General features: G+C 58.3%; 18 protein-coding genes. 6 read left to right on the top strand and 12 right to left on the bottom strand.

Annotated elements, in window-relative coordinates:
* Positions 1–242 precede the first annotated feature (242 nt).
* The gene (locus AC0L25_RS26940) at positions 243–1,985 is read left to right on the top strand and encodes a type I secretion system permease/ATPase (protein ID WP_473598294.1); all 1,743 of its coding nucleotides are present in this window, start codon (positions 243–245) and stop codon (positions 1,983–1,985) included.
* Between the two features lie 88 nt (positions 1,986–2,073).
* Positions 2,074–3,429, top strand: coding sequence for an HlyD family type I secretion periplasmic adaptor subunit (locus AC0L25_RS26935; protein WP_352953324.1), 1,356 nt, complete (start codon positions 2,074–2,076; stop codon positions 3,427–3,429).
* A gap of 37 nt (positions 3,430–3,466) precedes the next feature.
* Here AC0L25_RS26935 and AC0L25_RS26930 read toward each other — a convergent pair whose 3' ends face one another.
* From AC0L25_RS26930 to AC0L25_RS26905, 6 genes are all read right to left on the bottom strand, one after another.
* The gene (locus tag AC0L25_RS26930; protein WP_473598293.1) at positions 3,467–4,729 is read right to left on the bottom strand and encodes a polysaccharide biosynthesis/export family protein; all 1,263 of its coding nucleotides are present in this window, start codon (positions 4,727–4,729) and stop codon (positions 3,467–3,469) included.
* Positions 4,716–5,993: a hypothetical protein gene (locus tag AC0L25_RS26925; RefSeq protein ID WP_473598292.1), complete on the bottom strand. Its 1,278-nt coding sequence runs from the start codon at positions 5,991–5,993 to the stop codon at positions 4,716–4,718. The genes AC0L25_RS26930 and AC0L25_RS26925 overlap by 14 nt, the downstream gene beginning before the upstream one ends.
* Positions 5,990–6,994, bottom strand: coding sequence for an SDR family NAD(P)-dependent oxidoreductase (locus AC0L25_RS26920; RefSeq protein WP_473598291.1), 1,005 nt, complete (start codon positions 6,992–6,994; stop codon positions 5,990–5,992). The genes AC0L25_RS26925 and AC0L25_RS26920 overlap by 4 nt, the downstream gene beginning before the upstream one ends.
* A 73-nt stretch (positions 6,995–7,067) precedes the next feature.
* Positions 7,068–7,766 (bottom strand): sugar transferase, encoded by a 699-nt coding sequence (locus AC0L25_RS26915; protein WP_473598290.1) that lies wholly within the window; start codon positions 7,764–7,766, stop codon positions 7,068–7,070.
* Positions 7,763–8,899: a DegT/DnrJ/EryC1/StrS family aminotransferase gene (locus AC0L25_RS26910; protein WP_473598289.1), complete on the bottom strand. Its 1,137-nt coding sequence runs from the start codon at positions 8,897–8,899 to the stop codon at positions 7,763–7,765. The genes AC0L25_RS26915 and AC0L25_RS26910 overlap by 4 nt, the downstream gene beginning before the upstream one ends.
* Positions 8,900–8,946: 47 nt before the next feature.
* Positions 8,947–9,669 (bottom strand): nucleotidyltransferase family protein, encoded by a 723-nt coding sequence (locus tag AC0L25_RS26905; protein ID WP_352953271.1) that lies wholly within the window; start codon positions 9,667–9,669, stop codon positions 8,947–8,949.
* Positions 9,670–10,302: 633 nt separating this feature from the next.
* Between AC0L25_RS26905 and AC0L25_RS26900 the strand changes: the two genes are divergently transcribed.
* Entirely contained in the window at positions 10,303–10,977 is a 675-nt protein-coding gene (locus tag AC0L25_RS26900; RefSeq protein ID WP_473598288.1) for a LuxR C-terminal-related transcriptional regulator, read from the top strand.
* Positions 10,978–11,073: 96 nt separating this feature from the next.
* Here the strand turns inward: AC0L25_RS26900 and AC0L25_RS26895 are convergent, their stop codons facing one another.
* Positions 11,074–12,759: a PAS domain S-box protein gene (locus AC0L25_RS26895; RefSeq protein WP_473598287.1), complete on the bottom strand. Its 1,686-nt coding sequence runs from the start codon at positions 12,757–12,759 to the stop codon at positions 11,074–11,076.
* A gap of 317 nt (positions 12,760–13,076) precedes the next feature.
* On the opposite strand from AC0L25_RS26895, the gene AC0L25_RS26890 reads away from it, so the two are divergent.
* Positions 13,077–13,787: a helix-turn-helix transcriptional regulator gene (locus tag AC0L25_RS26890; protein WP_473598286.1), complete on the top strand. Its 711-nt coding sequence runs from the start codon at positions 13,077–13,079 to the stop codon at positions 13,785–13,787.
* A gap of 385 nt (positions 13,788–14,172) precedes the next feature.
* A complete protein-coding gene (locus AC0L25_RS26885; protein WP_473598300.1) occupies positions 14,173–14,241 on the top strand; it encodes a hypothetical protein in 69 nt (22 codons plus the stop codon).
* A 392-nt stretch (positions 14,242–14,633) separates the two neighbouring features.
* On the opposite strand, the gene AC0L25_RS26880 is transcribed toward AC0L25_RS26885, so the two are convergent.
* From AC0L25_RS26880 to AC0L25_RS26860, 5 genes are all read right to left on the bottom strand, one after another.
* Positions 14,634–16,847: a lipopolysaccharide biosynthesis protein gene (locus AC0L25_RS26880; RefSeq protein ID WP_473598285.1), complete on the bottom strand. Its 2,214-nt coding sequence runs from the start codon at positions 16,845–16,847 to the stop codon at positions 14,634–14,636.
* Positions 16,848–16,920: 73 nt separating this feature from the next.
* A complete protein-coding gene (locus tag AC0L25_RS26875; protein WP_473598284.1) occupies positions 16,921–19,140 on the bottom strand; it encodes a GumC family protein in 2,220 nt (739 codons plus the stop codon).
* A 1-nt stretch (position 19,141) separates the two neighbouring features.
* Entirely contained in the window at positions 19,142–21,139 is a 1,998-nt protein-coding gene (asnB, locus tag AC0L25_RS26870; protein ID WP_473598283.1) for an asparagine synthase (glutamine-hydrolyzing), read from the bottom strand.
* Between the two features lie 4 nt (positions 21,140–21,143).
* Positions 21,144–22,412, bottom strand: a complete 1,269-nt coding sequence (locus AC0L25_RS26865) for an O-antigen ligase family protein (protein ID WP_473598282.1) — start codon at positions 22,410–22,412, stop codon at positions 21,144–21,146.
* A complete protein-coding gene (locus AC0L25_RS26860; protein ID WP_473598281.1) occupies positions 22,409–23,635 on the bottom strand; it encodes a glycosyltransferase in 1,227 nt (408 codons plus the stop codon). The genes AC0L25_RS26865 and AC0L25_RS26860 overlap by 4 nt, the downstream gene beginning before the upstream one ends.
* A gap of 1,155 nt (positions 23,636–24,790) precedes the next feature.
* Here AC0L25_RS26860 and AC0L25_RS26855 point away from each other — a divergent pair.
* Complete coding sequence (locus tag AC0L25_RS26855; RefSeq protein ID WP_473598280.1) at positions 24,791–26,593, top strand: calcium-binding protein; 1,803 nt, start codon at positions 24,791–24,793, stop codon at positions 26,591–26,593.
* Positions 26,594–26,880: the final 287 nt, after the last annotated feature.

Here is a 26,880-nt window from a genome sequence, read left to right as displayed (position 1 = left end):
TCATCATTGGAGATAGCCGGGTTCCCAGCCCGGTTATCCCCAACCTTGCAAAGCCAATTCCCGAATTCTCGGCCCTGCGTCACGATTTTGCTACATTTTAATCAAAAGGCACATACGTAAGCAAAACGTAATGTTTCAGTGGCTAACGGAAAGCAGCCGCTTCCCGCAAGGCAAGAGGGTCTACCCATCATCGACATGACCAACACGTTCGCGCGGCAATTTCGCACGAAAGATCGCAGATCATGAAGTCAACGCAAGGGCGCTCGCCCGATCTACGTTCCGCTATGTTCGGCTCAATGCATGGACTGGTTGGCGTCGGCGTTTTCTCGGCAGTGATAAACGTTCTCGCCCTGACCGGCTCCGTCTACATGCTCCAGATCTACGATCGCGTGCTGCCTTCGCAGAGCATTCCGACTCTCATCGGATTTACGATCGGGATGCTTGGCCTTTACGCTGTCTATGGCCTCCTCGATTTCGTCAGGCTTCGCCTGTTGGTCCGCATCGGCAGCCGCCTGCACAGAGATCTGCAGCAAAAGGCGTTTGCTGCCTCGCTTTCTCTGCCGCTTACTGCTGGGCAGGATGCGAACCGGGTGCAGCCGCTTCGCGATCTGGACCAGTTGCGCGGATTTCTTTCCGGACTGGGACCGACGGTCGTCTTCGACGCTCCCTGGATTCCGTTTTATATGGTGGTCATCTATCTGCTGCACCCTTCGCTTGGTGTGTTGGCAACCGTCGGCGCGGCTGCTGTCGTACTTTTGACGGTAGTCGCGGAGGTCGTTGCCCGCAAACCCGCCGCGCGGGCGTCTGAAACGCTCGTGGCACAGCGGCTTCTTGCCGATTCCGGCCGCCGCAATGCGGAGGTTGTCCAGGCGATGGGCCTTTCCGCTCAGCTCGGTCGGCGCTGGAATGAGATCAGCCATCTTTACCTCAAGAACCAGGAACAGCTCTCCGATGTCGTCGGCGCAGCGAGTTCATTGTCGAAGACACTCCGAATGGCCCTGCAATCCTCCGTACTGGGGCTGGGTGCCTACCTTGTGATCGGCGGCGAGGCTTCGCCCGGCGTGATCATCGCATCGTCCATATTGCTGGGCCGCTCATTGGCGCCGGTCGATGTGGCAATCGCAAACTGGAGAGGATTTCTGGCCACCCGGCGAAGCTATACCGATCTGGCGGCAGCGTTGGATGCTTTCGGTAGCCAGAAAGACCCTATGGAGCTGCCGCGCCCACAGACACAGCTTGCGGTCGAGGAACTGACTGTCGCGCCACCAAGTCTGCAGAGACCAACCCTCGTCAATGTAAGCTTTCGCCTGTCGAGGGGCGCGGGGTTGGCGATCGTCGGCCCGAGCGGCTCTGGCAAAACGACGCTCGTGCGTGCTTTGGTCGGGGCATGGAAGCCGCTTCGCGGAACGGTAAGGTTGGACGGCGCCTCGCTCGATCAGTGGAATTCGGAACTGCTCGGCACCCATATCGGCTACCTGCCGCAGGACGTCGAGCTGTTCGACGGAACAATAGCAGACAACATTTCAAGGTTCGGCGGCAAGAGTGACGCAAAGGGCGTGCTGGCGGCCGCCAAGGCTGCGGGCGTGGACAAGATGATCATGCGGCTGCCGGAGGGTTTCCAAACGCGCATCGGTGAAGGGGGAGCGGCCCTGTCGGCTGGGCAGAGGCAGCTCGTCGGGCTCGCCAGGGCGCTTTATGGCGATCCATTCCTTGTCGTTCTCGACGAACCAAATTCCAATCTGGATGCAGATGGCGATGTTGCCCTGGCTGGGGCAATCCTGACCGTGCGGGAGCGTGGCGGCATCGCGATTGTTGTTGCGCATCGTCCGTCAGCTCTCGTCAACATCGACCAGGTGCTCGTCTTGTCGAATGGCATGCTCCATTCATTTGGCTCGCGCGAAGACGTTCTGGCAAATGTTGTCCGGCCATTCCCGCGGCAAAATAGTGTCGTCCCGCTGCAGCAAGGTGCAAGTGGCCATGCGTGAGGTGTTGCTACGTCTCTTGAGGTCTTGCTCCGTGTCTGCCGTGACCCTGTCACGTCTCTTTAGGTCTTGCTCCGTGTCTGCTGTGGCCCTGTCATCATTTGCTCCTGTCGCTCGCGCAAGCCAAGACGCAAGCCAAGAGACCGGGACCAATCCAATCGAAGAGCCGGATGGCATCAGGGCCAATCTGATCCTGGGACTGGCGACCACCTTGCTGTTGATCTTCGGCGGAGGACTCTGGCTGGGATTGACCAAGATTGCCGGCGCGGTGATTGCGCCCGCCACCGTAGTGGTCGAAAGCAACATAAAGAAAGTCCAGCATCAGACCGGCGGCACCGTCGGCGGCATCTTCGCCCAGGACGGGGACCATGTGCGTGCCGGCGATGTGTTGGTCAGGCTGAACGACACGTTGACACGAGCAAACCTGCAGATAGTCAGCGAGGATCTCGACCGCGCCACCATTCGCCTGGCGCGGCTGGAGGCCGAGCGACAGGGCCTGCCGGAAATGCAACTTCCACCCACCGTTCGGGCCCGGATGGGCGACCCGCAACTGGCGTCACTTGTCCGTGGCGAACGCGCCGTGTTCGAAAGCCGTGCCGCGGCGCTAGCTGGCCAGAAGGCACAGTTGCAAAGCCGCTCGAAGCAATTGGAACGTCAGATCGATGGCCTCAAAGCGCAGCAGGCGGCGATGGATGAGTCCTTGGACCTGCTGACGCTGAACCTTGCTGACGTCGAGTCTCTCTACTCAAAGAAGTTGGTCTCTAAAGAGAGGCTGAGCACTATCAGCTTGGAGAAAAGCCGGACTCGCGGCGAGTCAGGACGGCTTGTCGCAGCAATCGCGGAGGTTCAAGCGCGCATCAGTGAAACTGACCTGCAGGTACTTCAGCTCGATGAGCAAATGCGGAGCGAGGTAACGAGCGAACTGCGCGAAACGGAAGCCAAGCAGACTGAACTCAATGAGCGCAAGGTCGTGGCGGAAGACGAACTCGCCAGGACAGATATTCGCGCTCCGCAGTCGGGAACGGTACAAGAATCCTCAACCCACACCATCGGAGGCGTGATCGCCCCCGGAGAAGTGCTCATGATGATTGTGCCCGATGCCGACAACCTGGTCGTGGATGCGCTCGTTTCTCCAGAGCGTATCGATGATGTACGTCCTGGACAGCGGGTTTCAATTCGCTTTCCGGCTTTCGACGCAGGGACGACACCTGTTTGCCAAGGCTCGGTCAACCGCATCTCTGCAGATCTGATCAAAGATCAGCAACGCCAGCTTTCGTACTTTTCGGCACGCATCAACGTCGAAAATGCGGCGACCTGCTTGACGGGAGCGAAAATCCTCAAACCCGGCATGCCCGCCGAAGTTCATATACGCACCGACGAGCGCAATGTATGGTCCTACTTGCTGAAACCCTTTACCGACCAGGTTTCCAGAGCTTTCAGACAGTAACGCAATCGGCAATCGCGACAGAACAAGGTGCAGCAGTCTATCGGGTCGCGGCGGTCTCGAGACCGCTGCTGAACCTTACCTCTATCGTGTCACCCGGTGATACCTCGGTGTCTTCTCCGGCCGGCTGTTTGCGCCATTCCTCACCGACCTTGCGGATGATCGTGACCTGAGCCTGGATGGTCTCGCCGGCAACTGGCAGTGGCTGGGCGGACGCCCCCGTGGGCTGCAACTTCTGGCTAGCGGCGCGAAGTCTTGCGGTGATGTCGGCAAGACGCACGTTGGTATCCTTCAGCTCAGTCAAAAGAGCCATCCTTCTCAGGTTGTCATTGCGCTCGCGCTGCCTGACAAAATCATCCTGCTGGCGTCGTGTTCTCATGAGCTCAACCGACGTTTCGAGCGCCCGGCTGGAAGAGAGAATCACACCGCGCCGGACATCGGCGAGTCTGTCGTTGGTCAGATTGCCTGCTTTATGCACTTTCGTTATTCGTGCCAGGTCTTCCTCGTCCGCTTTCACTGCTTCGGCTTCGGCCTTCTCGCGCTTGAGCAGCACCTCGATCTGCGCCGCAGCAGCCTTGGCACTTTGTTCAAGGTAGCTTTGCTCCTGCTGGAAGTTGTCCAGGGAAATCTTGAGCCCTTCTGCTTCAGCCTGGGTGATTGCCGAAACGAAAGCGGCCGACAAGGGTGACCCTTGTGGTGCCTTCATGTCGAAATTCGCCTGGTTCTGAAGTTCGGCGCGCAGGCGGGCGCTATGAAAATGGTCTCTGGTGTACTCCCCCCAGGCCGATTCATAGTCACGCCGCAGATCCACCGGATCTGGGCCAACCTGGTTTGCCCTTGCCCGCAGAAGGCTGAAACCGCCAGACACGGCGATCGCCTGCCGCACGGTCATGAGCGGTCGGTAGGCCTGCTGTCCGGGAGTGAGCACGTCGCCGGTCACGTAGATCGGGCGATACTCTGCGATCACGGCGGTGACGTCGCTCGGCTTGACGACGATCATTTGCTCCCGCCCATCGGGCAGACGCTGGTGAAATATCTTGGTAGTCAAGATCGTCTCCATGCGTGTCTGCAATTCGGCCGCAGTGAGGCCGCCGACCGAAACCATGCCGACTTCGGGAAGCGCGATCGTGCCGTCCATTTGAACCATGACACGTTGCGTCCGTTCCGGGATGGAGGCAATTCCTATCTCGACGGTATCGCCGGCGGAAAGTCGATATGCGACCCGCGTCTCCGCTGCGGCAGCCATACCCATCGCAGCCAGTATACCAAGCGCGGCAAGTAGGATTCGATTAGTGAAGACCATTGGTGACAATCTCCTTCCGGTTCAACGTCGACTCTTCCGGCCAATCGACACGGGAGACGAAGTCGTAGACTGGCCCGTCGGGCACGCCCCAGTTGCTCGACCAGATTACCTGCGAGCCGTCAGGCGACGGCGAGGCATGACTCTCGCTTCGATAGTCTAATTGAGTGCTTCTCGTTTGTGCGATGCGGCGAACCTCGCCACTGCCATCGATGCGCAGCGCGATCACTTCCTGCGCATATGGCGCCCAGTCCGGGTGAGCCGATATCTCATCCGGATCGCCGCCATAGGTCAGGAACACCCAGCCAGGCCTGTCCAGCGCACGCAGCGATGCATGCATGGCTTCGCCGTATTTCATAAGTGGGGTGACCCTGCCGTCGGACAGCCTTCGCTTGATCACCTGATACTTGTCCGGATCGGACTTGCTGATACCGACATAGACTTCGCTGCCGTCTTCATCGACCGTCATATCGCCGTGTCCGGGCCGGTGATGTTCCACCCACCTTTGGAGCAAAGTGCCCTCGACACTGAAAATGAAGCCCTGTTCGACGCCTCTTGTTATCTCCTGAAGGCATAGAATGTTGGTTCCGAGCGGAGAAATCGAGCAGGTGCCGTTGGTTCCGCCAATATGCTCAAGTTCGATGTCCGGGAATTTCCGCCGCTGCTTGAGATCGTAGGCAAAGACCACCGCATCACCATTCTTACGCACCGCGCGCACGGCTATGCGGTCACCGTCACGGCTTGGGTTGCCCTTGCCCGGCCCGAAATGGAAATCGTGATGCTCAGTCGAAACAAACAGGACGTCTTCGCGATTGGTCCGTGGCGCCCAGGTCGACACTTGCCGTCCCTGAACGCAGATCATCAGATCGGCGTTTTCAGGGTGCCATTCGCATTCAGTCGATCGAGCGCGACGGAACAGCGGGGCATATGTGTGCCCGTCGAAAAAGCACATGCCGCCGCTACAGCCATTGGTGATGATGAGAAGGCTCTGGTCTGAATTCCAGGCTTGGGCACTCGAATAACGGTGGCTGCAATATTTCTTCTCGCATGCGACACCATTGCCAAGCACTCCTGGCTTGGTAATGCGCGTAAAGATTGTCCCAAACGCCGGATCCGTCACTGGGCGCAGATAGTCGGGCAGATCCATCATCACCGGCGCGACAAATTGTGTCTGCTCGCTGCTTTGCCGGCTTCCGGCCGCGGGCAGACCCAACGACATGGCAACGGCAATCAACAGCAGAGCCGATGCACGCTGGTAGAAGGTCATGTCATATAACCCATTTCGCGGCGTACGCGGCCTTCGCTGAGGCGCGCCTGCCACCATCCGATGGTTCGCTCCAGTCCTTCCCGCAGGCTGGTCTGCGCCCGCCATCCGGTCTTCGTCTCAAGTTGCGAAGAATCGGCTAGCAAGGCACGGACTTCGGAATTCTGCGGCCGCAGACGGCGTTCGTCGCGGTGGACCGGTTTTTTGGAGCCGCTCAACTCGAGCACCAGATCCAATACGTCCGAGACCGTCACAGCGCGCTGGCTTCCGGCATTGTAGGCATGGCCGAATTCGAGCTCGGCCGAACCTGCGGTAAGGAATGCCGCCGCAGTGTCTTCCACAAAAGTAAGGTCGCGGACCGGACTTGTGTCCCCGACCATGATCGCCGCGCAATTTTTGTCGAGAGCCTGCCTTATGATGGTCGGCACGATGGCCCGCTCACTCTGACGTGGGCCATAGGTATTGAACGGCCGCATAATCACGACGGGGACGTCGAACGACCTGGCGTAGGACTCTGCCATCATGTCCGCGCCGATCTTGGATGCCGAATATGGTGACTGGCCCTGTAGCGGATGGGATTCGCGGATAGGCATGGTCTGTGCGGTGCCATAGACCTCGCTGGTCGAGGTGTGTACCACACGCTCTGTCTCCCATTGCCGCGCCGCTTCGAGGACATTCACTGTGCCCAGGATGTTGGTCTCCACATAGGATTGGGCGGCCGCGTATGAGTATGGAATCGCGATGAGTGCGGCGAGATGAAACACAACGGCCTGGCCACGCATGATCCGGCTCAGGAATGCGCTGTCGCGAACGTCGCCGCGGACGAGGTTCAGCTGGCTTCGAATGGTGTCCGGCAAATCATCCAGCCAACCATGACTGTCGAAGGAATTGTAGAGGGCCAGCGCCGTGACATCCGCCCCACTACGAACGAGCGCCTCGGTGAGATGCGACCCGATGAACCCATCAGCACCCGTAACCAGAACTTTCCTACCCCTGTAGTTCATGACTAAGCGTTCCCCCTATGACGTGATGCGCTGACCTTGCGAATTCACCAGAGCGTGGCCATGCCAAGCATGGTCACATGCCGATTGGTGGCGGCGAAACCAGGCCGATCGGCGGCCGCGAGACCAAACCGAGAACCGCCAGAAAGCCGCGCATCATCCAGATGATGTCAGCGGCGACCGTCCGCTGCGGATAGTAGGAGAGGTCGATCCTGGCCTTGGCAGGAAACAGAACCTCGCGGTAGAACAGTACCGGATCCGCGGATTGCGGATAGAATTTGGCCTCATGCCGGAACAGAACCTGGGCCGGACCCAACAAGCCCGGCTTGTATTGTAGAACGGCCTCAAAACCACCACGGAAACAATCGGCAAAGACAAGGCTCTCCGGCCGCGGCCCGACAATTGCCATCTCGCCTCTGAAGACATTCCACAGTTGCGGGAGCTCATCGAACTTGGTGAGGGCGAGGAACCGACCTATTCTCGTCATGCGGCTGTCGCCGGCCATGGTCAGCGCCAAGCCACCGGGATCGCATCGCACCGCGAATTTGCGGAACTTGTACATGCGGAACGGCCGCCCACCGGCCCCCACGCGGGTCTGCGTAAAGAAGATGGGCCGCCCGCCTTCCAGTAAGAGCGCTAGGGCGATCACCAGCATCAGCGGAGCGAAGACTATGGCGGCTGCTGTAGCGATCACGAGATCGATTGCTCGTCTCGCAAACCCATGGGCGGCGCTTGAGACAACAGATCGATGGATGGATAAATCCAAGGCATTCATGCTGCTGTTCCTGCTTGGGCGCAACTGTGGACTGCAGCGGCAAGAGCGGCCGCCACTGATTCGACGACAGGCGCGGTGATCTGGGGATGCAGTGGCACCGTGAGCTCACGCTGGGCAAAGTCCTCTGTCCGCGGCAAATATGTGCCGGGGAAAAGCTCGCGATAGAGCGTCATCTGGTGCACCGGCGGATAGTGGATGGTGGTTTGTATTCCTTGCCTGCGCAATTCATCGATGACGTCTTGCCTGTCAGCGTAACGCGGCAAAAGGACAGGCATGATATGATAGGCGGACGTCCGCGGCTCGTGGAACGGAACTGTCACGGCCGGACAATGTTTTGCGATCAGACGTCGATACAGCATGACCAGAATACGCCTGATCTCGTTCCACTCCTGCAAATTCTGCAGCTGGACCAGTCCGATTGCAGCGCGCATTTCATCCATGCGATAGTTGAATCCGAGCATGGTGACATCGTACTGCGGCGTGCGACTGTTCAGCCTCTGATGTGTTCCCGTAGTCATGCCGTGCCCACGAGCCTGGCGGATTGTCTCAAGCAGCTTGGGATCTCGGGCAATCACGGCTCCACCTTCCGCCGTGGTCATATTCTTGTTGCCATAGAAGCTGAAGGCGGCCGCGGCACCAAATGTACCTACCTCCTTCAGGCCGGGCGCATGCGCGGCGTCCTCGATGATCTGCAGCCCTCGGGCACGAGCGAACTTCTGCCACTCTTCCCGATTGGCGAGATAGCCGGCGAAATGTACGAGAATGACCGCCTTGGTGCGTGCGGTGCATCGCGCTTCAGCTTCAACGATCGACATCAGCGGCACGTCGGCCGACTCGATGTCGACAAAGACCGGAGTGGCACCGACGTAGAGAACCGCGTTTGTGGTCGCCACGAAGGTCAGCGACGGGACCAGCACTTCGTCGCCTGGTCCGATACCGAGTGCATGCAGAATGAGATGAAGCGCCGCAGTACAAGAATTGACCGCGACGCAATCCTCTGCACCATGCATGTGGGCAAAAGCCTCTTCAAAGGCTCTCACCTGCTCTCCCATTGTCAGCCAGCCGCTATCGATGACCTTGGACAAAGCTGCCTTCTCCGGCACACCCAAAATTGGGGCACTGACCAAGAGCATCATAACCTCCTAGACTGTTGGACTGTGGGATCGGCTTGGCGATCTCGTCATGCGGCCGTGGCAGTGACCTCGATCGAGGCCGACTGGTCTTCCCAGGAAATGGCTTGTGCATTCTGGAAATCGTCGACGCGCCCGATATCGAGCCAGAGACCATCATGCTTGTACACGTGGACAGTTGTACCGTTCTGCATCATCTGCAGCATCAGGTCGTCAAACCCGAAGGGAATGCCAGATGGAATAAACTGCAGAACGTCTGGATTCATGCAGTAGATTCCCATGCTGACCAGGTGCGAAAGCGTCGGTTTCTCGCGAAAGACCTGCACGGTGTTGTCGACTTCATCTATGACGCCGAAGTCCATCTTGATCAGGCGGCAGGCTGTGGCGATCGTCACCGGATCGGTGTGTTTGCGGTGCGCTGCCACAAATCGACTGAGGCTTAGATCGGTAAGGACATCGCCGTTGAGGACTATGAATGGTTCTGTCAGCTCGTCTCTGATCAAGGAGAGCGGTCCGATGGTGCCGAGCGGCTCCATCTCTTGCGTGTATCGAATTTTCAGGTTCCACTGCGAGCCATCTCCGCATACGGTGCGGATTAAGTGGCCGAGATACCCGGTCGTGATGTAGACCTCTTGGATGCCATTGCGTCGCAGCCATTTCAGAAGCATCTCAAGAACCGGTCGAGCACCGATCGGCATGAGCGGTTTCGGCAAGATCGATGTGAAGGGGCGAAGGCGTGTCCCCATTCCACCACATTGAATCACTGCTTTCATCTGGTCCTCCCATGTTCACTCGACCTGAACGCCCATCGTTACAGCCACAGCATCCGGAAAGCCGCGTTCTTGTTCTCTTAAAGGACCGGTGAGGTTTCCCGCCGGCCCTGATCCGGACATTGTAGCTAGATGGTATGTGGCCGTCGGGGGGGTGTCGTCGTGCATTCGAATGGTAGTGATTCAGACATTCTGGTATTCAATAACCGTGCTGATCGACGAAGGCTGGCGCCTGTCGCAGAGGCAGGATCGGAGCGCGCTTCAGCGATCAGTTTTTAGCCAATCAGCTTGGGGCCACAAGACCGACAAACCGAATGAGTGCTTACAATGAGCCTAGCATCCATCAATCGCCGGAACGACCCACGACAACCCGGCGATTGCGCTGTATCGGCATCAACGCGAGCTGTTGGGACACGGGTCTTGGAGGCCGAGAACGGATATTCGACAGGTCAGCGGGCTCCGTTCGCGGGTTTCAAAAATAAGAGGAGCGTTTCCCGTTATTTGGGATTATATTAGCAATCTGACGCTTGCGGTGTTGGGGCATCGCAGGTGTTGACTGGATGAATCGACGAGTGGTCGGCCACGACTTTAAGGCCATCACCGTTCAATCATTCCAGGATTCGTTGGGGTAGTTCAATGTATCGAATCGTCATCGCCGACGATCACGGCTTGTATCGTCGTGGCTTGCGATTGGCACTGACCGCAGGCATTCCAGGTGTGGAAATATTTGAGGCGTCGTGTTTCGATGCCGTACTCAGTCTGCTGGCGGAACAGGCGTCAGTTGATCTTGCGATCCTGGACCTGAACATGCCGGGATTGTTCAATCAGGAAGTGCTCAGCGGCATTCTGTCGGCTTATCCGGATACACGCTTTGCGATCGTTTCCGGGAATGATTCACGCTCGGAGATACTCACGGCTCTGTCGATCGGCCTTCACGGCTATATCGTAAAGTCGCAGAGAGACGAGGAGGTCGTTATGGCCGTCAACGAAATCCTCTCGGGCCGCATCTACGTCCCTGCACTTCTGTCGCGCCCCGGCGCCGCGCAAGCAACTCACGTACCTACTCCCTCCGAGAATATCCCACACCGACGTACCACCAGTGGCAATCTTGGCAGGCTGACCTCAAGGCAAAAGGAGGTCCTCAAGCTGATGGCGGAAGGGTATTCGAATAAGGAAATTGCGCGCGATCTGGAAATCGCCGAAGCGACGACGAAAATCCATGCCGCTGCGGTTCTGCGTGAGCTTGGGGTACGGAATCGGACAGAGGCTGCCGTTATGCTGAAGACCTGGCTAACGAGGGATATCAACTAGAGCGCCGCGTCCTGTTGGGCGCGCAAGGGACACTCTAAAACTTTCAATCTTCGCATTATGGCTTCTAGAAACGAGCCCGGTTTTTGCGCCAATGCGTTATAGGCCGATTTCCTTGCGCGACAGCCGCAGCGAATATCGCAGCCCGTGATCCGACATTTCCAGCTTGGGCGAGTAACCGACAAGCGGCGCGCCATCCACTCCGATTATCATGGAACCGAAGCCATGACGGACAACTTTTGAAGTCCACCGCCGCCCCGATTCCACCCACTCGAACACGATGTCACTACCTGCGTCTTCAGACGCGAACGTCCAATTTACCTCGATCCGGCCTTTTGAATCGCCAAGCGCTCCATGTTTCAAGGAATTGGTCGCAAGCTCGTGAACAACCATCCCAAAGCTTTCGGCGGCGCCGCCTGATATCACAACGGAAGGACCGCTGACCGATATGTCGCGTGTTCCCATATACGGCTGCAACTCCTGAACAACGAGATCGTGGAGCATCCCCGACGCATTGCCGTTGCGTGAAAGCAGCAGATGCGTTGATTCGAGCGCACGAATCCGGTCGATGAGCGTCTCCTTGTACCTGGCGACATTGTTCTCGGGAACATCGACCATGTTCACCAGCGCCGTGATCACAGGGAATAAGTTGCTGAACCTGTGGCGTTGTTCGAGCATTATGCGCTCCCGCTTCTTTGCCGCGGCGCGCAGCAGCGTGGTTTGTCGTCGCTCGGTCAGGTCGGCGGCCACGCCGAGCCGCTGTAGACGATCATCGTATTTCTCTTCCCTTCCGCGCAAGGCAACCCAGCGGATATGTCCGTCCGGTCGTCGGACGCGAATCTCGACGTCGTAGTTCGTGACTGATGCGAGCTTTCTCGATGCTACCAGCTTTGGCCAGTCCGCCGGATGAACGACGGCTGACAGTTCGTCCAAACGGCGGCTAGCGGCCGGGGGCAGGCCGAGAATGTCCCAGAACGTGCCCGAGCCGGTGACGATCCCGTCTTTAAGGTCGATCCGCCACGTCGCCAGGCGTCCAGCAGACAAAGCGAGATCCAGCCACTCCTTCTGAGCCCGAAGCGCTTCGTGTACGGCTCGTCGTTCCGAGATATCGTCGACCACCACGAAGATGCTCTCTGAGAGAACCCCGTCGGGCACGGATGAAGACAGGGTTATGCGCGCCCAGAATGCCGAACCGTTCTTTCTTAACAGACGCACCTCCGAAGCGAACGAAGCAGAGTCGTTACCCAGGCCCGCCAGCAACCGCTCCAATGCATCACGGTCGTCCGGATGAACGAGTGTCTCGAGCCGCAATTGGGCAAGCTCCTCCTCCTCGTAGCCAGTCATCTCGCTGAGGCGTCTGTTGGATTGCAGCAGCTCACCTTTCTCGTTGGTGTTTGCGAATCCCATGGCGGCGCGTTCGAAAGCCCAACGGTAGCGGCTTTCGGTAGCTTCGACGGCAGCGAGTCTGGCTTCTGCTACTTCCAGCAGCTCACGTAAGTCCTGCCGCAGCCGATGAAACGTCATGGCAATGACGCCGCCCGAAACCACAAGCAGAATGGCGCGCGCCCAATCTTCGCTGGAGATCTGACCATGCACGGTGCTTCGTGCCCACAGGCCAGCAGCCACCATCAGGATTGTCGCCGCAAGCGCAGGCCCACGGTCTTCAAGGTAGGAAATGATTATAATAGCTGGAATAAATTCCAGAAAACTCGACCCTTCCCCAATATATACTGACGCTTTTGTTTCAAATATCAGTGTGGCCGCCAGTACCAATGCGGAGGCCATATGAGTTAGCAGTCTGCCCGATGGGTTCGAATCCGACCTGCGCGACTGCGAGTTCATGGGCGTAGACTACAACCTTTTGACTAGGCCGTCGAGACTAGAGCAAAAAACGTACAACCTAGTACGACTGCCGGATTGCCATACCACTATCCCAGCGCGCATTTTATCAGACGGGGGGAGGCATGACTTGGTCAGAACTCCTCAGAATATATCGAGTTTCAACGTAATAGAGCCCGTATTTGCGAGCCCTATGCATACAAGACTGTTTGTAAATCCCGAACAACTTATTTCGGGCCGTGAAACTTTGGGGAGCTTGAAAAATGACTCTGATCGATAGACACAGCGATGTCGTTGCGGGAAAACGATACATTACAATCGAGGCCAAGTATAATCCCGACGCGCAGATGATGCGACCCACATATGCCTATCCTTTAGCTCGTGCATCAGATCGACCGGACGCAGGGGTCGACGAACCAAGAAGACGCAGCCTGGAATCCATCACCGGCATGCTTGACCGCATCGGCTGTGGTTATCTCGTACTGAACCGCGAAAGAAAAGTAGTCGAATGGAACGCAGCCGCTCAAACCACGCTGGAGCGCCAGGGCGAAGCGGCTGAAACAGCCAGTGAACTTTCGATAGCCTTAAGGCGACTGATCGCAAATGTTCCGGCCAATTTCCTGCCGGGTTCACTGTCTTGGGTGGTGATCCGCAGCAGAGGCGACAGGCCAGTGATACTGAAAGAGAACGGCCTTGTCGCTCCTGACGGAACGAGCATTGTGGCATTGCTGGACCGTGAGAACAGGTCGGGGCCAAATCCTCAGACGCTGCAAAAGATGTTTGGCTTGACGAGCGCGGAAACGCACCTTGCGCTGCGCTTGGCTCAGGGCGATGCGCCGTTGGAGATCGCTCGCAGTTGGCGCCTCAGCCGCACCACGATCCGCTCCCAGCTTGCTTCGCTGTTCGCCAAGACCGAAACGAGACGTCAGGCGGAATTGGTGGCTCTTCTGGGCCGCATTTCGGTCTTGCCATAAAGGCCGCCGCATTAGAGCCTGTTCCATCCCGATAATATCGGGATGGAACTCTAAATTGTTATTTTACCATGATCTTTCTGAAAACCGGCTTCCGCTTTTCGGGATCATGGTCTGGTTCCGGGGCGTCGGCACTCATCAGGATTCAGGCGACCGGAATTTGGAGCTGTTCCAACATAGGTTGCTCAACTACGGCTGGCTCCGATGCGCCGGCGTACAACGTCCGCCGCGGGGCCAACGGTTGGACAATGATCTACACAACCAGTCTGCTCGTTCCGCGCGCGGAAGATGGAATCATTTTGATCGCGGTCAGACCGCTCCGCGGTGAAAACTAGCCCGGGCGGGATCGTTCCTCGTCACCGGTGCCGCAGGCTTCATTGGTAATCACGTGGCCTTGCGGCTTTGGCGCCACCCAATCGAGGTCATGAGCGTCGACAATTTCATACCCCTGTTATGATCCAACACTCAAAGACGCGCGTTTTGCACACCTCTCTGCCGAGCCGGGGTTCACCCCGTTGCGAATTGATTTGGCGGACTCGGCGCGCCTTCAGCTGCTGTGGTCAGACTTTCAGCCGTCGCACTTTGTGCACTCTCGCCGCTCAGGCCGGCGTGCATTACTGTCGGCTCCGCACCCGCGACAGCGCTCGAGGACGGAGCGTTGACACTTTCATGGGCAGGTGCTGCAGCCAGCACAAGCGTTCATGCGAGTCTGAGCCCGAGGTGTCGGCCGCGCACCTGTCGGGGCGGCGCCGTCAGTGTGGTTTGATATTCGCAAAATCAATTTTGGAGCGGCCCAGTGTTGGAGCGGCCCAGTGAGCGAATTTGGAATCCAGCTCCGACAACCTCAGGTCAGCGTAAGAACCAATACCGTTGCCGGTGCCGGCTGTCGACTGTGCCTGTTCTGAACGACGCTAGTGCAAAGATCAGCGCAGGCATGATCTTCAGTCGTTTTCTGATATAGATCGCCATCGCCACGTTCCAAACGGCCAATGCAAGTGCCAGGCCTACTGCCGCACCTAGCGGACCGTAGAGCTCGATTCCTGCCGCACAGCCTATGATGCCAGCGACAGCGCCAACGATCATGGCGGCGGCTGCTGCCCATTCGTTTCCCGTCATCGTCAAGAGATTCAGCTGGGGTCCGCACAGCGCCACAAAGACATATCCGAGCATCAGTACCCGCGCGATGGGTGCTCCTGTGCTGAAATCCTCACCGAACCAGTTCATAAGAGGTTTTACGATCACAACCAGCGGGATGGCCATCGCTATGGCGCCGGCAGAGGAAAGTATGGCGGCTCGTGAAAATAACTGCTGCAGGCCCTTCCGATCGCCTCGGGTATGAAGGGCAGCCGCTGCTGGCGAAAACATCACGCCGACGGCGACGAGGGCAAGACTCACAAGCAACGCAACATTCAGTCCCAAGGCGAAGATACCTGCGTCTCGAATATGACCTGTCCAGCCCAGCACCATAACCCCGGCCCGACTGATGAAAACATCGAGCCCAGCCATGAGCATGATTGGCGGAACCGCCGCCCACCACTCTTGCGACGCGTCGCTGGGCTGAGTCTGCCGCAAGCCGGGCGGCTGAAACCTTGTCGCCATGATGAACACCAGTCCGACCGTGATGCCCGAACTTGCCAGCACCGCTTGCATCACCAGGGGTGCGTTGAGGGTCCATGATCCGGAAAAGGCCGCGACTCCCAGCAACATCAACAACAGGCCGTCGCGTACGATGCGTTCCGGCAGGAGGGCTGAGACACCACCGCCGAAGGCACGAATAAGTGCTGCACCCAGCGCGGAGGCGGTGACCAAAGGCACTGCTGCCATGCCAAGGAGCTGGCTGATTTCAAGTTCCTTGTGAGAAGGATCTGAAAAGAAATAGATCAGAGCGGCGCCGATCATGCCGAACAGTGTCGCCGCCGCCAGCGATCTTTGCAGAGCAAACCTGACGACACCATGTGCCAAGTCAAGCCGCCCGTTTGCCCTGTAGGCGGACACGAAGCGCAGTAGGGAGACATTGAAACCAAGCGTTGCAAGATAGCCAAGCACAGAGGTCCAGGCCAGGACATAGGAATAGATGCCATAGCTGGTGGAACCGACGAGGCGCGCTATCAACAACTGCGCCAAGCTGGTCAACCCCGCACCACCGATATAGATCAAAAGAGCGAAGATGCTGGCGTAGCCGAGACTCCGGCGCATGTCTTCGTTATGGGACAAAACTATATCCCCCGCGGCAAGAGAGGCCGCAGAAGTTCGTGCGGTCTTCATATCATTACAGTCGTGGTCAGCGTCGAGTATCTCATAGCCTTGGCTGCCTTTGGCCGCAGGTCCACCGCCGGCTTGCAAAATTTTCGAGATTATTTTCCGCTCAACACACTGAATGCCTTCTAACGAGGACTGATCGTTGAGAGTGTGGATCGGAATGATTTTTCGGTCGGACCCGACGAGAATGTCATTTATGCTTTGAAATACCCCGAAAGTGCGCATGTTTGTGTCGAAATCTGCCTCGAAAATTCGCTCCGCAGGCGCTTCATGCTCCATCCGCTGCTGCAAACGCGTCTCCACGATCGCACGTGGTGCAACAACTCTGAGCGTGAAATCAGCTGCGGGCGCGAGGCTGAGCGCCTTTGCGAGCGCGACCTTGTCTGCGGTGCCACTGAACATTGCCAGCGACGCAATCGCCTGGACATAGCCCTGATCGAATATGACAACATCTCTGGATTGCTTCGCCTCATCCCAGCGGCGCGAAAGCTTCAATATGTGCTGCCAGAGCCGGGCCCGCCATATTCTTTTGTCTGGCGGCATCACTCTTATCATGGAAAGGGACGTTGAAAGATCCTTGATCCTGCCTCTCGGAGAAAGCAGGATTTTTAATGTTGAAAATATTGCCGATATGATCCTGAAAATAGCCAGGAAGATCCCGAGATCGACGCTCGATCCCCTCTGGCGAGGCCGGTGGCTGAGGGCAACCTTGGCGTGGTACCCCTCCTCCCGCAGGCGCCGGGCAAGGGCGTGAGCAAAGGTCCTCTTGCCGGATCCAGGCGGTCCGAAGAGTTCAATGATCATGGGTCCAATCCGATCGTGGCGATACCCGCGCGATTTCCGCGACCATCGTTGCTTCGAAGTCCGCTTGTGACGCTCATGATGTTTCCTCGAGCAGAAGGTCAGCGCTGTCCCCGAACTGGTAGCCGGCGTGCTTCTTGAGATTAACCTGCGTGAGAACGCTCCCCACAGGGACCGTAACTGACGCATCGCTCGCAAGCGTTTCCAAAACACCGCGTGCGATGCTGCGTCGCGTCCTGCCCCAGCGAACCGCGAAAAGAACCGCATCAGCCCAGCCCGTCAGAAGCCCGGCCTCCGGCCCTCCAAGTCCCAGCGGTCCATTTATGATGACGACGCTGTAGCTCGAGCGCAGCTCATCCGTGAACAGGGAACTGTCGACCGTAGACAGCAACGCCAGCAGATCCTCCGAGGGTGCGAGAGCCATGAAGTCGATTCCGATTTCAGGCATTCCCGCGATTGCATCGTGCAAGGCACAGCGTTCACTCACATAGTCTCCGAAAAAGTTGTGTGGCTTGGGCGCCGTGAATTCATCCAGGAATTCGTTCGTGAGGCGGGCGCCCGTGCGGTCAAGATCGAGGAAAAGCACTCGGCCCCCCAGTCGGGTGGCTGCCAAGGCCAGGCTCCATGCAAGCTCGGTCTTGCCATCATCCTGGACGCTGGACGTTACGAGAATGATTTGCGACGAGCGATCTCTCGCTTGCTTGGATGCTGCGGCGACAAGCAGGGATGTCACGGCGCGGCTGTATCTGGACCTCTGCTGGGCTAAAACCAGCTGCTTCAGCCGTTTGGCGTGCATTGTGGCCGCTTGTGGTATCAGCCCCAAGCACGGAACCCCGAGCGCTGCTTCAGCTTCGGCCTCGCCCCGCAAAGTCTGATCGAGGCGGCTGCGAACGACAACGAAAACCCCGGCAAGAAGCCCAAACACTACCATCCCGGGTGGAATAAGGAATATCGGCGACAGGGTCTTAGGAACCGTCGGCGGCCATGCTGCCGAAAGGACCGACACTCCGGCCGAGGGAGTTGCGATGCGCCGTATTAAGTCCTGTTGTTGGGACAGAAGCTGGTTGTATCGTTCCGTCAAGATATTGACCTGCGGCTCCAGTGCACGCAGCCCGGACAGCCGGCCGGCCGTATCGGCCACAACCGCGTCGAGCACATTCTTGCGACTTTCCAGAGCTGCAATCTGGGCCCGGTAGATGCTGGCCTCGGCAGCGAGACGAGCGGTGTCTTGTTCGATCTCGCGGTTGATCGCTTCGCTCAGATTTTTATCTGCCGTGTCATTGGCCTGGCGAGCCGCCAGGTCGGCCAGCGCCGGTGATCCGATGGCTTGCGCGAGCGAGGCGACCGATGCCCCCTCCTTTCGCAGCTCCTGAATATGTTGAAGGCGAGATTCCGTGGCGGAGAGATCCGCTTTCGACAAGGAAATCTGCTGGCTGAGTTCAGCCGTCTCCTTGGCGGCGTTGTCCGCAGCACCTTGGTCGACTGCACCATGGCTCAGCCGATACTTTTCCAGACGATCGGTCGCTTCTGCCAGATCGCGTTGTACGCCCGGCAGGGCAGCGACTATCGAGGTGAGTTCCAGTCTGTCCGCTGCTTGGCGTCTCTTCGCGAGATCGTCGATATACAATCGGGCGAACGTATTAGCCACCATGGCGGCTCGCGCCGGATCGGGATCGGTAAAGCCTATGCTGATCACTCTCGATCGCAGTTCCTGCCCAACCCTCATGCCCTTTCGCAACGCCTTTAGTTCAGCCGCATCCGCAGCTTCCGGCTTGCTTTGCGGCCAAATTCCGGCCAAGAGGCCGTCTGCAAATGAGCGCAAAATTGACCGGCCGCCGCGAGCAGGGTCGGGACGAGAACTTTCAGTTCCGGCATCACCTTGTTCGGCAGTGCCGCCGGCCTCCGTCTTGCGCAGCTCTGCCATCACGCGACGCAGATTTCCTTGCGACAAGAGCATGGTTATATTGTCGTCAATGCTGGCATCCAGCATTGCCGGAGCAGGTTCCGCGCCGGCGGGCCCAGTCCTGCTTGGAGCATCGAGGATAACTTGCGTACTCGCCTCGTAACGGACAGGGACAGCCAAACCCGCAAGCCCGGCCAAAACACCGCCCAGAACCACCATGGCGAGCAGGAATCGTTTTCTCCTCGCGACGGTAATGAGGAGTTGATGGATGGAGCTCTGCGCGTCCATCTGCTCGCGCAGCGGCCGCCTCATGCGCGGCTTGGTCTCGTGCGCGGTTACGTGCATCTCAGTGGCGCGCGGAAGTTGCTTGCGGCTGACTATGGAACCTTCCATTTTACACTCCTGCCAGTTCGAGTACGCGATACAGGTCCGTTGCCGGCGCCGGTGGCCGACGGGCCTCGTTGCGCCAGGCCTGGAACATCAACGCCGCCCACAAATCACGAGAATGATCCTGCCTTCCATCCATGTGATCTCGCCAGCACGTCTGGACCTTTGCAAAGTCGAAGATCCCGTCTCCGGAGAGGCGCATATCGGCGAGCAGATCGCTGGCCCAGATGCGCAGCGGCCCTCTCAGCCAGACTGCTATAGGGACGTCGAAGCCCTGCTTCGGCCGATCGGTCAGCTGCTTGGGAACATAGCGATGCAGCAATTGACGAAGAATCCACTTGCCTCTGCCGTGGCGAACCATTGCGTCCGCCGGCAGGCGCCAGGCGAAGTCGACAACCCGATGGTCGAGAAGCGGGCATCGCCCCTCGAGACTGGCGGCCATGCTGGCGCGGTCCAGCTTCACCAGTATGTCGCCGGGCAGATAACCGGCCATGTCGTCGTACAAGAGACGGGACAGCAGGCCATCAAGCGGCGGTGCGCCGTGAACTGATAAGGGCAGCTCATGCTGGGTGAGGTTCTCGGTCGATGATCCCCTAAGCCGCTGATACAATTCGTCCTCATCTGCCGCTGCGAGCAGCCGAGCCAAGCGATCCAACCGGTCGCTCCGCAGCGCATGCCGCGCATGCGCCGAAAACGGCAGCTTGCTGACGAGATCGTGACGGGCTGCACGAGCCAACAATCCAACACCCGCCGCAAGCGTCTGACGCAGCGGTGACGGCAGCCTATGCTGTCGTCTCGCTCGGGCTGCCATGAGATGGCGAGCGTAGCCGGCGAAGCATTCGTCACCCCCGTCGCCCGTCAGAGCCACCGTAACGTGCTGGCGGGCGAGCCTCGCCACGAGCAGAGTTGGTATCTGCGATTCGTCTGCGAACGGCTCGTCCCAGGTCTGCGGCAGTTCTGGAATGACCTCGCGCGCGGTTGCGCAAGAAAGGTGAAGTTCGGTATGGTCGGTGCCCAAATGTCGGGCAACCTCCGCAGCATGGGGAGCCTCGTCAAACCCGCCCTCTCCGAAAGCGACCGTGAACGTGCGCACCGGTTTTGTGGATTGAGCCTGCATCAGGGCTACAACGGCGGAGCTGTCGACACCACCGGATAGAAAGCCGCCCAGCGGCACATCAACGTTCATGCGTTCCCGGACCGCAAGTCGTAGCAGGCCCTCGAGCTCATCCGTCAGTTCTTCGTCAGTGCCGACAATTGGTTCCTGCCGACCTTTCGCGGCGACTTCGGCCAGCGACCACCAATATCGGATACGATGCGAAAGCGACGCGACACTGCGGGCCTCAGCGAAATCTGCGGCCGTAACCGACAGGACTGAGCCGGGCGGAAGCTTGAACACGCCTCGCCAGATGCACTTGTTATCCGGTACCCATCCCCTCGACAGCATCGACGTGGCGGCATCGACATCGAGTTCCTGACAGAAACCTGGAAAGCAGTTGATCGCCTTCAACTCGGAGGCAAAAACGAGCGCATCGCGTGTTGAAGCGACGTAAAGCGGCTTTTTGCCCATTCGGTCGCGGGCGAGATGAAGGGTCCTCGTCTTCATATCCCACAACCCAAAAGCGAACATGCCGGCGAAGCGAGTGAGTGCGGTATCGAGGCCCCAACTCTCGATCGCGCACAGCATGACTTCGGTATCGCAGGTGCCGCGGAAACGATGGCCCGCGCCTTCAAGTTCGCGGCGCAGATCCTGGAAATTGTATATTTCGCCGTTAAAGGTGATGGTATATCGGCCAGTGGCCGAATGCATCGGCTGGTGTCCCGCCTCCGACAAGTCGACGATGGCCAAACGCCTGTGGCCGAAGGCAACGCCGGCTTCACGATCTGTCCAGAAGCCGTCGCCATCAGGCCCACGGTGACGAAGGGCTGTCGTCATTTGCGCTATTGCCCTCAGCGGCTTCACACTAGCCGCATCGGGTGCAAGAAGAATTCCGGCAACCCCACACATCCCGTCACCCCAAGTCCCTGGAAGTTTTGCTGGAAGTAGCCGACACTGCTCGCGGCGTTCCGGCAACAAGGCAGAGGGTCAGCGCAAACCAAACGATCGGGTGGCGGATGATCAGGTGCGGAAACCCGTAAATCATGATCGCCACCACCAGCGCAAAAAGCGCATCGAGCTTCGCACGCCATGCTGACATGGCCGCCGAGCCGACGATCCAAAGCAGGGCCAGGACCGCAACCAGACCACCTTGCGTGTACAGATCGAGAATCGTGTTGTGAGCCTCGAAAGGTTCGGGCAGAAACTGCCGATATTCGACCGAGGGGCGGTCCACATGCGGGCCAGGACCAAGGCCAAGAGACGCTGACGTCACGCCCTTGTAGACTGCATTACCCCAGAGCCTGACGCGAAGTGTAACGGTTGAGTCGGTCTCCTCGCCGCCCCTCCCCTTGCTGAGGCTCTTGGCGAAATTTTCGGCGCTGCTTATGTCCCTGAGAACGTAGGGCGTCATCGACATCGCCAAGGGGAGGAAGCCGACCATCAGGAGGACGGCGACTTGCCGCGAAACGCTGCCCTTGTCACCGGTCGTAAGCCATGTCCGAACCCGCAGTCCTAGAAATACCAGGCAGCTCACGACGCCTGTAAGAAGATAGGCATCACTCTTTGTCAGCCTACCGACGTAGACGGTCAGAACAAGGCTGCTGAACCCGATCACCCTCCCCCATGGACTGCTTGTGGTCGTAGCAAGATGCAAAGCCAGCGGACCAAAAATTGCGCAATAGATAGCAATTTGGTTCGGATTCTCGGACCAGCCCATGAAGCGATCCCAGAACCAGGGATTGACACCGGGTTGATGGATCCAACCCCACGCAAGTGCCAGCTGAAAGGTAAAGCATGCATTTGCTATCCAGATCACCCACCAGGCAGTGCGGCGCAGGTGGCGATCGGCGTCGGGCTCTGCGGCAGCCAGGCAGGTGACGCTGGCCAGCAGCATGTATGCCATTATGTCGTGAATCGGCGCCGAGAGGTCCAGAACCGCCGTGGTCAGTAAGCCGACAATCGCACCGACCGCCAGGGTGAACGTCATGATCAGCCAGAAGGTCGCAAGACGGAATAGGGCCGGCGTGGCCTCCAAGCGACCACCGGCGATTACTCGCCCGATCGACAGCATGATCCAAAGCGATAAGAACAATTCGGTATATCCGAAGGGCAATCCCGGAACACCGAACTGCGTCGCATAGCCCATCGCAATGCCGCTGGCCAGCAACGCATCCCGGATCATCGGCGTGCTCCACCCAATCCGCGGCTTGCGGCATCCCCTTCAAGCAAGATCGGGGACGCCGGTCGAGCAAGACCGCCGTGGGATTCGACGCGAAGGACGCTTTTGTAGAGATCGCAATACTGGTCGACCACCCACGGCAGCGCGAACTGCTCCCGGACGAGTTCGACAGAACGACCGCCCATGATCTCTCCGCGACCACGGTCGGACAGGATGTCTATTATTCGTGACGCAAGGCAATCAGCATCGTGCGGTGGGACGAGATAGCCGTTCCATCCGTCTTCAACCACGTCATTGCAGCCTGGCATCCTTGAGGCGACGATAGGCAATCCCGCCAGTCCTGCCTCCAGCAGGACGCGCGGGATCCCTTCCCTATATTGTGTCGGAAAGGCGAACAGATCGGCCATGCCAAGAAGGGCTGGAACATCGCGTCGCGGACCCAAGGCGATGACATGGGGGGCATATCGATCGATGTCCGATTTGTCGACGGCAAATGGCCCTTCGGATTCCCATGGACCGACAAGCACGAAGCGCGCATCAGGCCTTTTAGATAGGACCCGTGGGACCGCTTTGAGAAGTGTCGGGATACCCTTCTGGCGGGTCAACCGACCGACAAAAATTACGACTTCGGCGGACTGGAGCCCAAGCTCTTCACGCATTTTCGCCGCTGACGGGGCAAGATGCCTTGCCATGGCGAACGCATCGACGTCGATTCCAGAACTGCGGATCAGCCGCCCGCTGCCGCGTCGGATCAGTCGATAGCGTTCAAAGAAAGCCTGATCGTCCCGATTTTGGAAGACCGTCGCAGCCGTCCAGAAGGACGAAAGCCATTGCAGTCCGCAAAAGACTGGACGCAGGGCCAGAGCCCGTGGCTCCAGCGACGAGAATGTCCAGCCCAGACCATTGATCGTGCGGATGACGGGGGTCTTCCCGCGCACCGCAAGTGGCGTCAGCAGGTTCGGTTTGGTGTCGAAACTTTGGACAACATCTGGTTGCAGTTCCGACATTAATTTTCGAATCGTTCTGATGGCGCCCCATTCCCCGCTGCCGCCGCTGGCAAATCGGTCGAAACCATAGCGGCGATGAGGAATGCCATGCCGCAAAAACGCGGCTTCACCGCCACTCGAGACTGCAGTGACCCGAAAACCCCTTTCGCGAAGCGACATCAGGAACGGAATTCTTAAGGCGTGATCCTCGCCTCCCACACACACCAGATGCGGGTTCATCCTGCCTCTCCCGACCATGTGCCGTCCCCGAATCGCGGGAAGTGGCCGGCTTTTGACTCTGCCTTCATGACCTTGGTTTCGCTTCTTCTGCGTGTATGGATGCCAAGTCACGGTACGGGCAGGCTTGCCTACTGTCCTCGTCTGTTTGCATGAGGCAAACCGCATTTGGATCAAGGTGTTGCGACGTCAGGCAGCTAAGTCTCCGGCTTGGCGAGGCAATCCACGCCCAAGGCCTGCACAGGTGTGATACCGAGGCCGCATGGCGGGCCTCCTCGACGCGCATATCCTCCTGCGTGGTGAAGGGTATGGCGGGATCATTTGCGCGTCGAACTTGAGGAAAAATCCTGCAGGCGCGTTCGCCGGCGGGCGGGCAACCAAAGACTGCGCTTCGGATAGTCGTCGGTTGTCAGACCTCGGTCTGGGTCGGTGCTTTGCCGGCCCGAGCATCGTCCCGACCGTGGGCCGGTGCCTCAGTAGGCTGGTTGAACCGCATCTCAGTCACTTCCGCCCTGGTAGAATCTGTCTGCGACCAACAGGTAACCTAGCTCGACCATCTCCGATGCCGGCAATGTCGTCGGCGGATGACATCGTTGTAGGCGAGCACCTGCCCACTGTGTCCACAGAAAATTGGGTTGCGACGCCAGAGAACATGGCCTGGCTCAGCACCTGGCTTAACGCAGTCAGATTTGCCCGTAGGTAAGTGTATATTGTACAGAAAAGCTATTATGGCTGCCGTTCTATTCATAGCCTCTAGTTGCCCGGCAGTTAAACTCAGACTTTTGTGGCGCCACTTCGGCGGGTCAGCACCACCAAGGAATCTTCGCGAAATACCGGCATCGACGCCATCTATAATCTTATTGAAAGGCAAAATACTCGATAGGAAATCACTGTCGAAGACGGATCAGACATAAGAATGTTAAAGACCAATCTGAAAAAAGCGTACAATTTATCTTAATGCCTTGGTTAATGTATACGAGGATAAAATGGAACGTTGCTTTGCGATATCGTGGTTATCTTAAGTAAAATTCTGCTTCCGTGAGGCGATCCTGCCGGTGATCAACGAATCTATCAGAGGGGTGCGGGTATGTGATTTGAAGCTAATATACGCCGTCGAGTAGGCAGGCACCGCGGGGGCTAAGAAAAAAAGGATTATCAATGGCACTTCATTTCGCAGCAGGTGGGTCCGCCACAGAAGTCGCAAGCGCCGGTTTCAATCTGGTCGACGTTCAATACCTCGACCAGGTCAATGAGCTGCCGGATGGCACGAAGGCTATGGTCTGGCTCAACGAGGGCGAGGGCGTGACCCAGTCCTTTATCGACAAAGTCACCCCCTTCCTTGGCAATCCGAAGGTGTATGGGTTTTTTCTCGTCGACGAGCCGGATCCCACCGGCCAATACCATACCCAGGTAGACGCTGAGGATCTGAAAGCCGAATCCGACTGGATCCACTCTCGCATGCCAGACGCCAAGACCTTCATCACCGCGATGGACATGGGGTCAGCCGAAAACTCGGATTTTTCCAACACCTACAACTATGACAACACGCATATCGATCTGTTTGGAATAAGCGCCTATCCGGTGCGCACCGGCACAGACACGGTCGACTACGACATGATCGACAGAACCGTGGCTGCTGCGGTGGAGTCGGGCATCCCGACCAGCCAGATCGTTCCGATCCATCAGACCTTTGGCGGCGGCAATTGGACGACCAACACGGGCGGCAAATACGTCATGCCGACGGCGGATCAGTTGGAGACGATGATGGACCGATGGGACGAACTGGTTCCGTCGCCCGAATTCGACTTTGCTTATGCCTGGGGTTCGCAGGAAGGCGACGTCGCACTTGAAAGCTCGCCGGAACTGCAGGCTGTTTTCCGGGAACACAATCTTCAGGATGAGGCCCCGGCCACACCTCCAGTTGGCGATTCTGACACACCTCCAGTTGGCGATTCTGACACGCCGCCAGTTAGCGATTCTGGCACGCCTCCAGTCAGCGATTCTGGCACGCCCCCATCCGACGACCCTGCCCAGACCATTGAGGGAAATGCCGGTGCCAACACTATAAACGGCGGCGGCGATGCCAACACTATAAACGGCGGCGGCGGTGCCGACACTATGATCGGCCATGGCGGCAACGACGAATACTATGTCGACAATGCCGGCGACAAGGGGGTCGAGTCCTCTGGCCAAGGTCAAGACAGGGTGTGGACCTCTGTGAGCTATGCGCTCTCAGCCGGCTCATCGATTGAAGTCCTTGGCACCACGAAGGACGCCGGCACCACGGCAATCAACCTCACCGGCAACGAGTCGGCCCAAACCATCCAGGGCAATGCCGGCGCCAACGTCATCAACGGCGGCGGCGGTGCCGATAAGTTGAGCGGCTTTGGCGGCGACGACGATTACTATGTCGACAATGCCGGCGACGAGGTGGTCGAGTCCTCTGGCCAAGGTCAAGACAGGGTGTGGACCTCTGTGAGCTATGCGCTCTCGGCCGGCTCATCGATTGAAGTCCTTGGCACCACAAAGGACGCGGGCACCACGGCAATCAACCTGACCGGCAACGGGTTGGCCCAAACCATCCAGGGCAATGCCGGCGCCAACGTCATCAACGGCGGCGGCAGTGCCGATAAGTTGAGCGGCTTTGGCGGCAACGACGTTTTCGTCTTCAATAGCGCCCTTGGTAACGGCAATGTCGACAAGATTACCGACTTCAACCCGTCCCAGAACAAGATCCATCTCGACGACGCGATTTTTGCCGAGCTTGAGTTGGGCACGCTCGCATCCGACGCTTTCTTTGCGGGCAAGGCCGCGCACGACAGTTCGGACCACATCATCTATAACAATTCAACCGGAGCGCTCTCTTTCGACAGCGACGGAACAGGGGACGCGTCTCAAACACAGTTCGCCACTCTTTCTCCAGGTCTCTCGCTTACGGCAGGTGCATTCTTTGTGACCTGAAGGAGCTAGCGGGAAACGACATCGCGCGAGGGCCCGCGCTCGCCAACGGAGACAGGTGGATAAACTGCACCTTGAAGCCTGTCTCTTTTGGCGGCGTGGATGCTCTGGCGCGAATGGCCGGCGCCACTTGGCGCACCCGACATAATTCGAACCTGTCACCCTCTGCCTTCGGAGGGCGCGCCCAACGGCCGTTCGGGAAAACCAGGCGATCCCAACCGACTGGCTATTTATCCAACATTGCCGTCATCAAGTTTCGCGCAAGTCCCTGCAGTCAAATCGCATGAAAA

The organism is Mesorhizobium sp. WSM4813, assembly GCF_055811555.1.
Note: the sequence above shows the minus strand (reverse complement) of the source record. Positions and strands in the feature narration are given on the sequence as shown.

Excerpts from the sequence above, each read along its gene's own strand:
- AC0L25_RS26940 (WP_473598294.1), top strand. The coding sequence starts at position 243 with ATGAAGTCAACGCAAGGGCGCTCGCCCGATCTACGTTCCGCTATGTTC.
- AC0L25_RS26930 (WP_473598293.1), bottom strand. The coding sequence starts at position 4,729 with ATGGTCTTCACTAATCGAATCCTACTTGCCGCGCTTGGTATACTGGCT.
- AC0L25_RS26925 (WP_473598292.1), bottom strand. The coding sequence starts at position 5,993 with ATGACCTTCTACCAGCGTGCATCGGCTCTGCTGTTGATTGCCGTTGCC.
- AC0L25_RS26920 (WP_473598291.1), bottom strand. The coding sequence starts at position 6,994 with ATGAACTACAGGGGTAGGAAAGTTCTGGTTACGGGTGCTGATGGGTTC.
- AC0L25_RS26915 (WP_473598290.1), bottom strand. The coding sequence starts at position 7,766 with ATGAATGCCTTGGATTTATCCATCCATCGATCTGTTGTCTCAAGCGCC.
- AC0L25_RS26910 (WP_473598289.1), bottom strand. The coding sequence starts at position 8,899 with ATGCTCTTGGTCAGTGCCCCAATTTTGGGTGTGCCGGAGAAGGCAGCT.
- AC0L25_RS26905 (WP_352953271.1), bottom strand. The coding sequence starts at position 9,669 with ATGAAAGCAGTGATTCAATGTGGTGGAATGGGGACACGCCTTCGCCCC.
- AC0L25_RS26900 (WP_473598288.1), top strand. The coding sequence starts at position 10,303 with ATGTATCGAATCGTCATCGCCGACGATCACGGCTTGTATCGTCGTGGC.
- AC0L25_RS26895 (WP_473598287.1), bottom strand. The coding sequence starts at position 12,759 with ATGGCCTCCGCATTGGTACTGGCGGCCACACTGATATTTGAAACAAAA.
- AC0L25_RS26890 (WP_473598286.1), top strand. The coding sequence starts at position 13,077 with ATGACTCTGATCGATAGACACAGCGATGTCGTTGCGGGAAAACGATAC.
- AC0L25_RS26880 (WP_473598285.1), bottom strand. The coding sequence starts at position 16,847 with ATGATCATTGAACTCTTCGGACCGCCTGGATCCGGCAAGAGGACCTTT.
- AC0L25_RS26875 (WP_473598284.1), bottom strand. The coding sequence starts at position 19,140 with ATGGAAGGTTCCATAGTCAGCCGCAAGCAACTTCCGCGCGCCACTGAG.
- asnB (WP_473598283.1), bottom strand. The coding sequence starts at position 21,139 with ATGTGTGGGGTTGCCGGAATTCTTCTTGCACCCGATGCGGCTAGTGTG.
- AC0L25_RS26865 (WP_473598282.1), bottom strand. The coding sequence starts at position 22,412 with ATGATCCGGGATGCGTTGCTGGCCAGCGGCATTGCGATGGGCTATGCG.
- AC0L25_RS26860 (WP_473598281.1), bottom strand. The coding sequence starts at position 23,635 with ATGAACCCGCATCTGGTGTGTGTGGGAGGCGAGGATCACGCCTTAAGA.
- AC0L25_RS26855 (WP_473598280.1), top strand. The coding sequence starts at position 24,791 with ATGGCACTTCATTTCGCAGCAGGTGGGTCCGCCACAGAAGTCGCAAGC.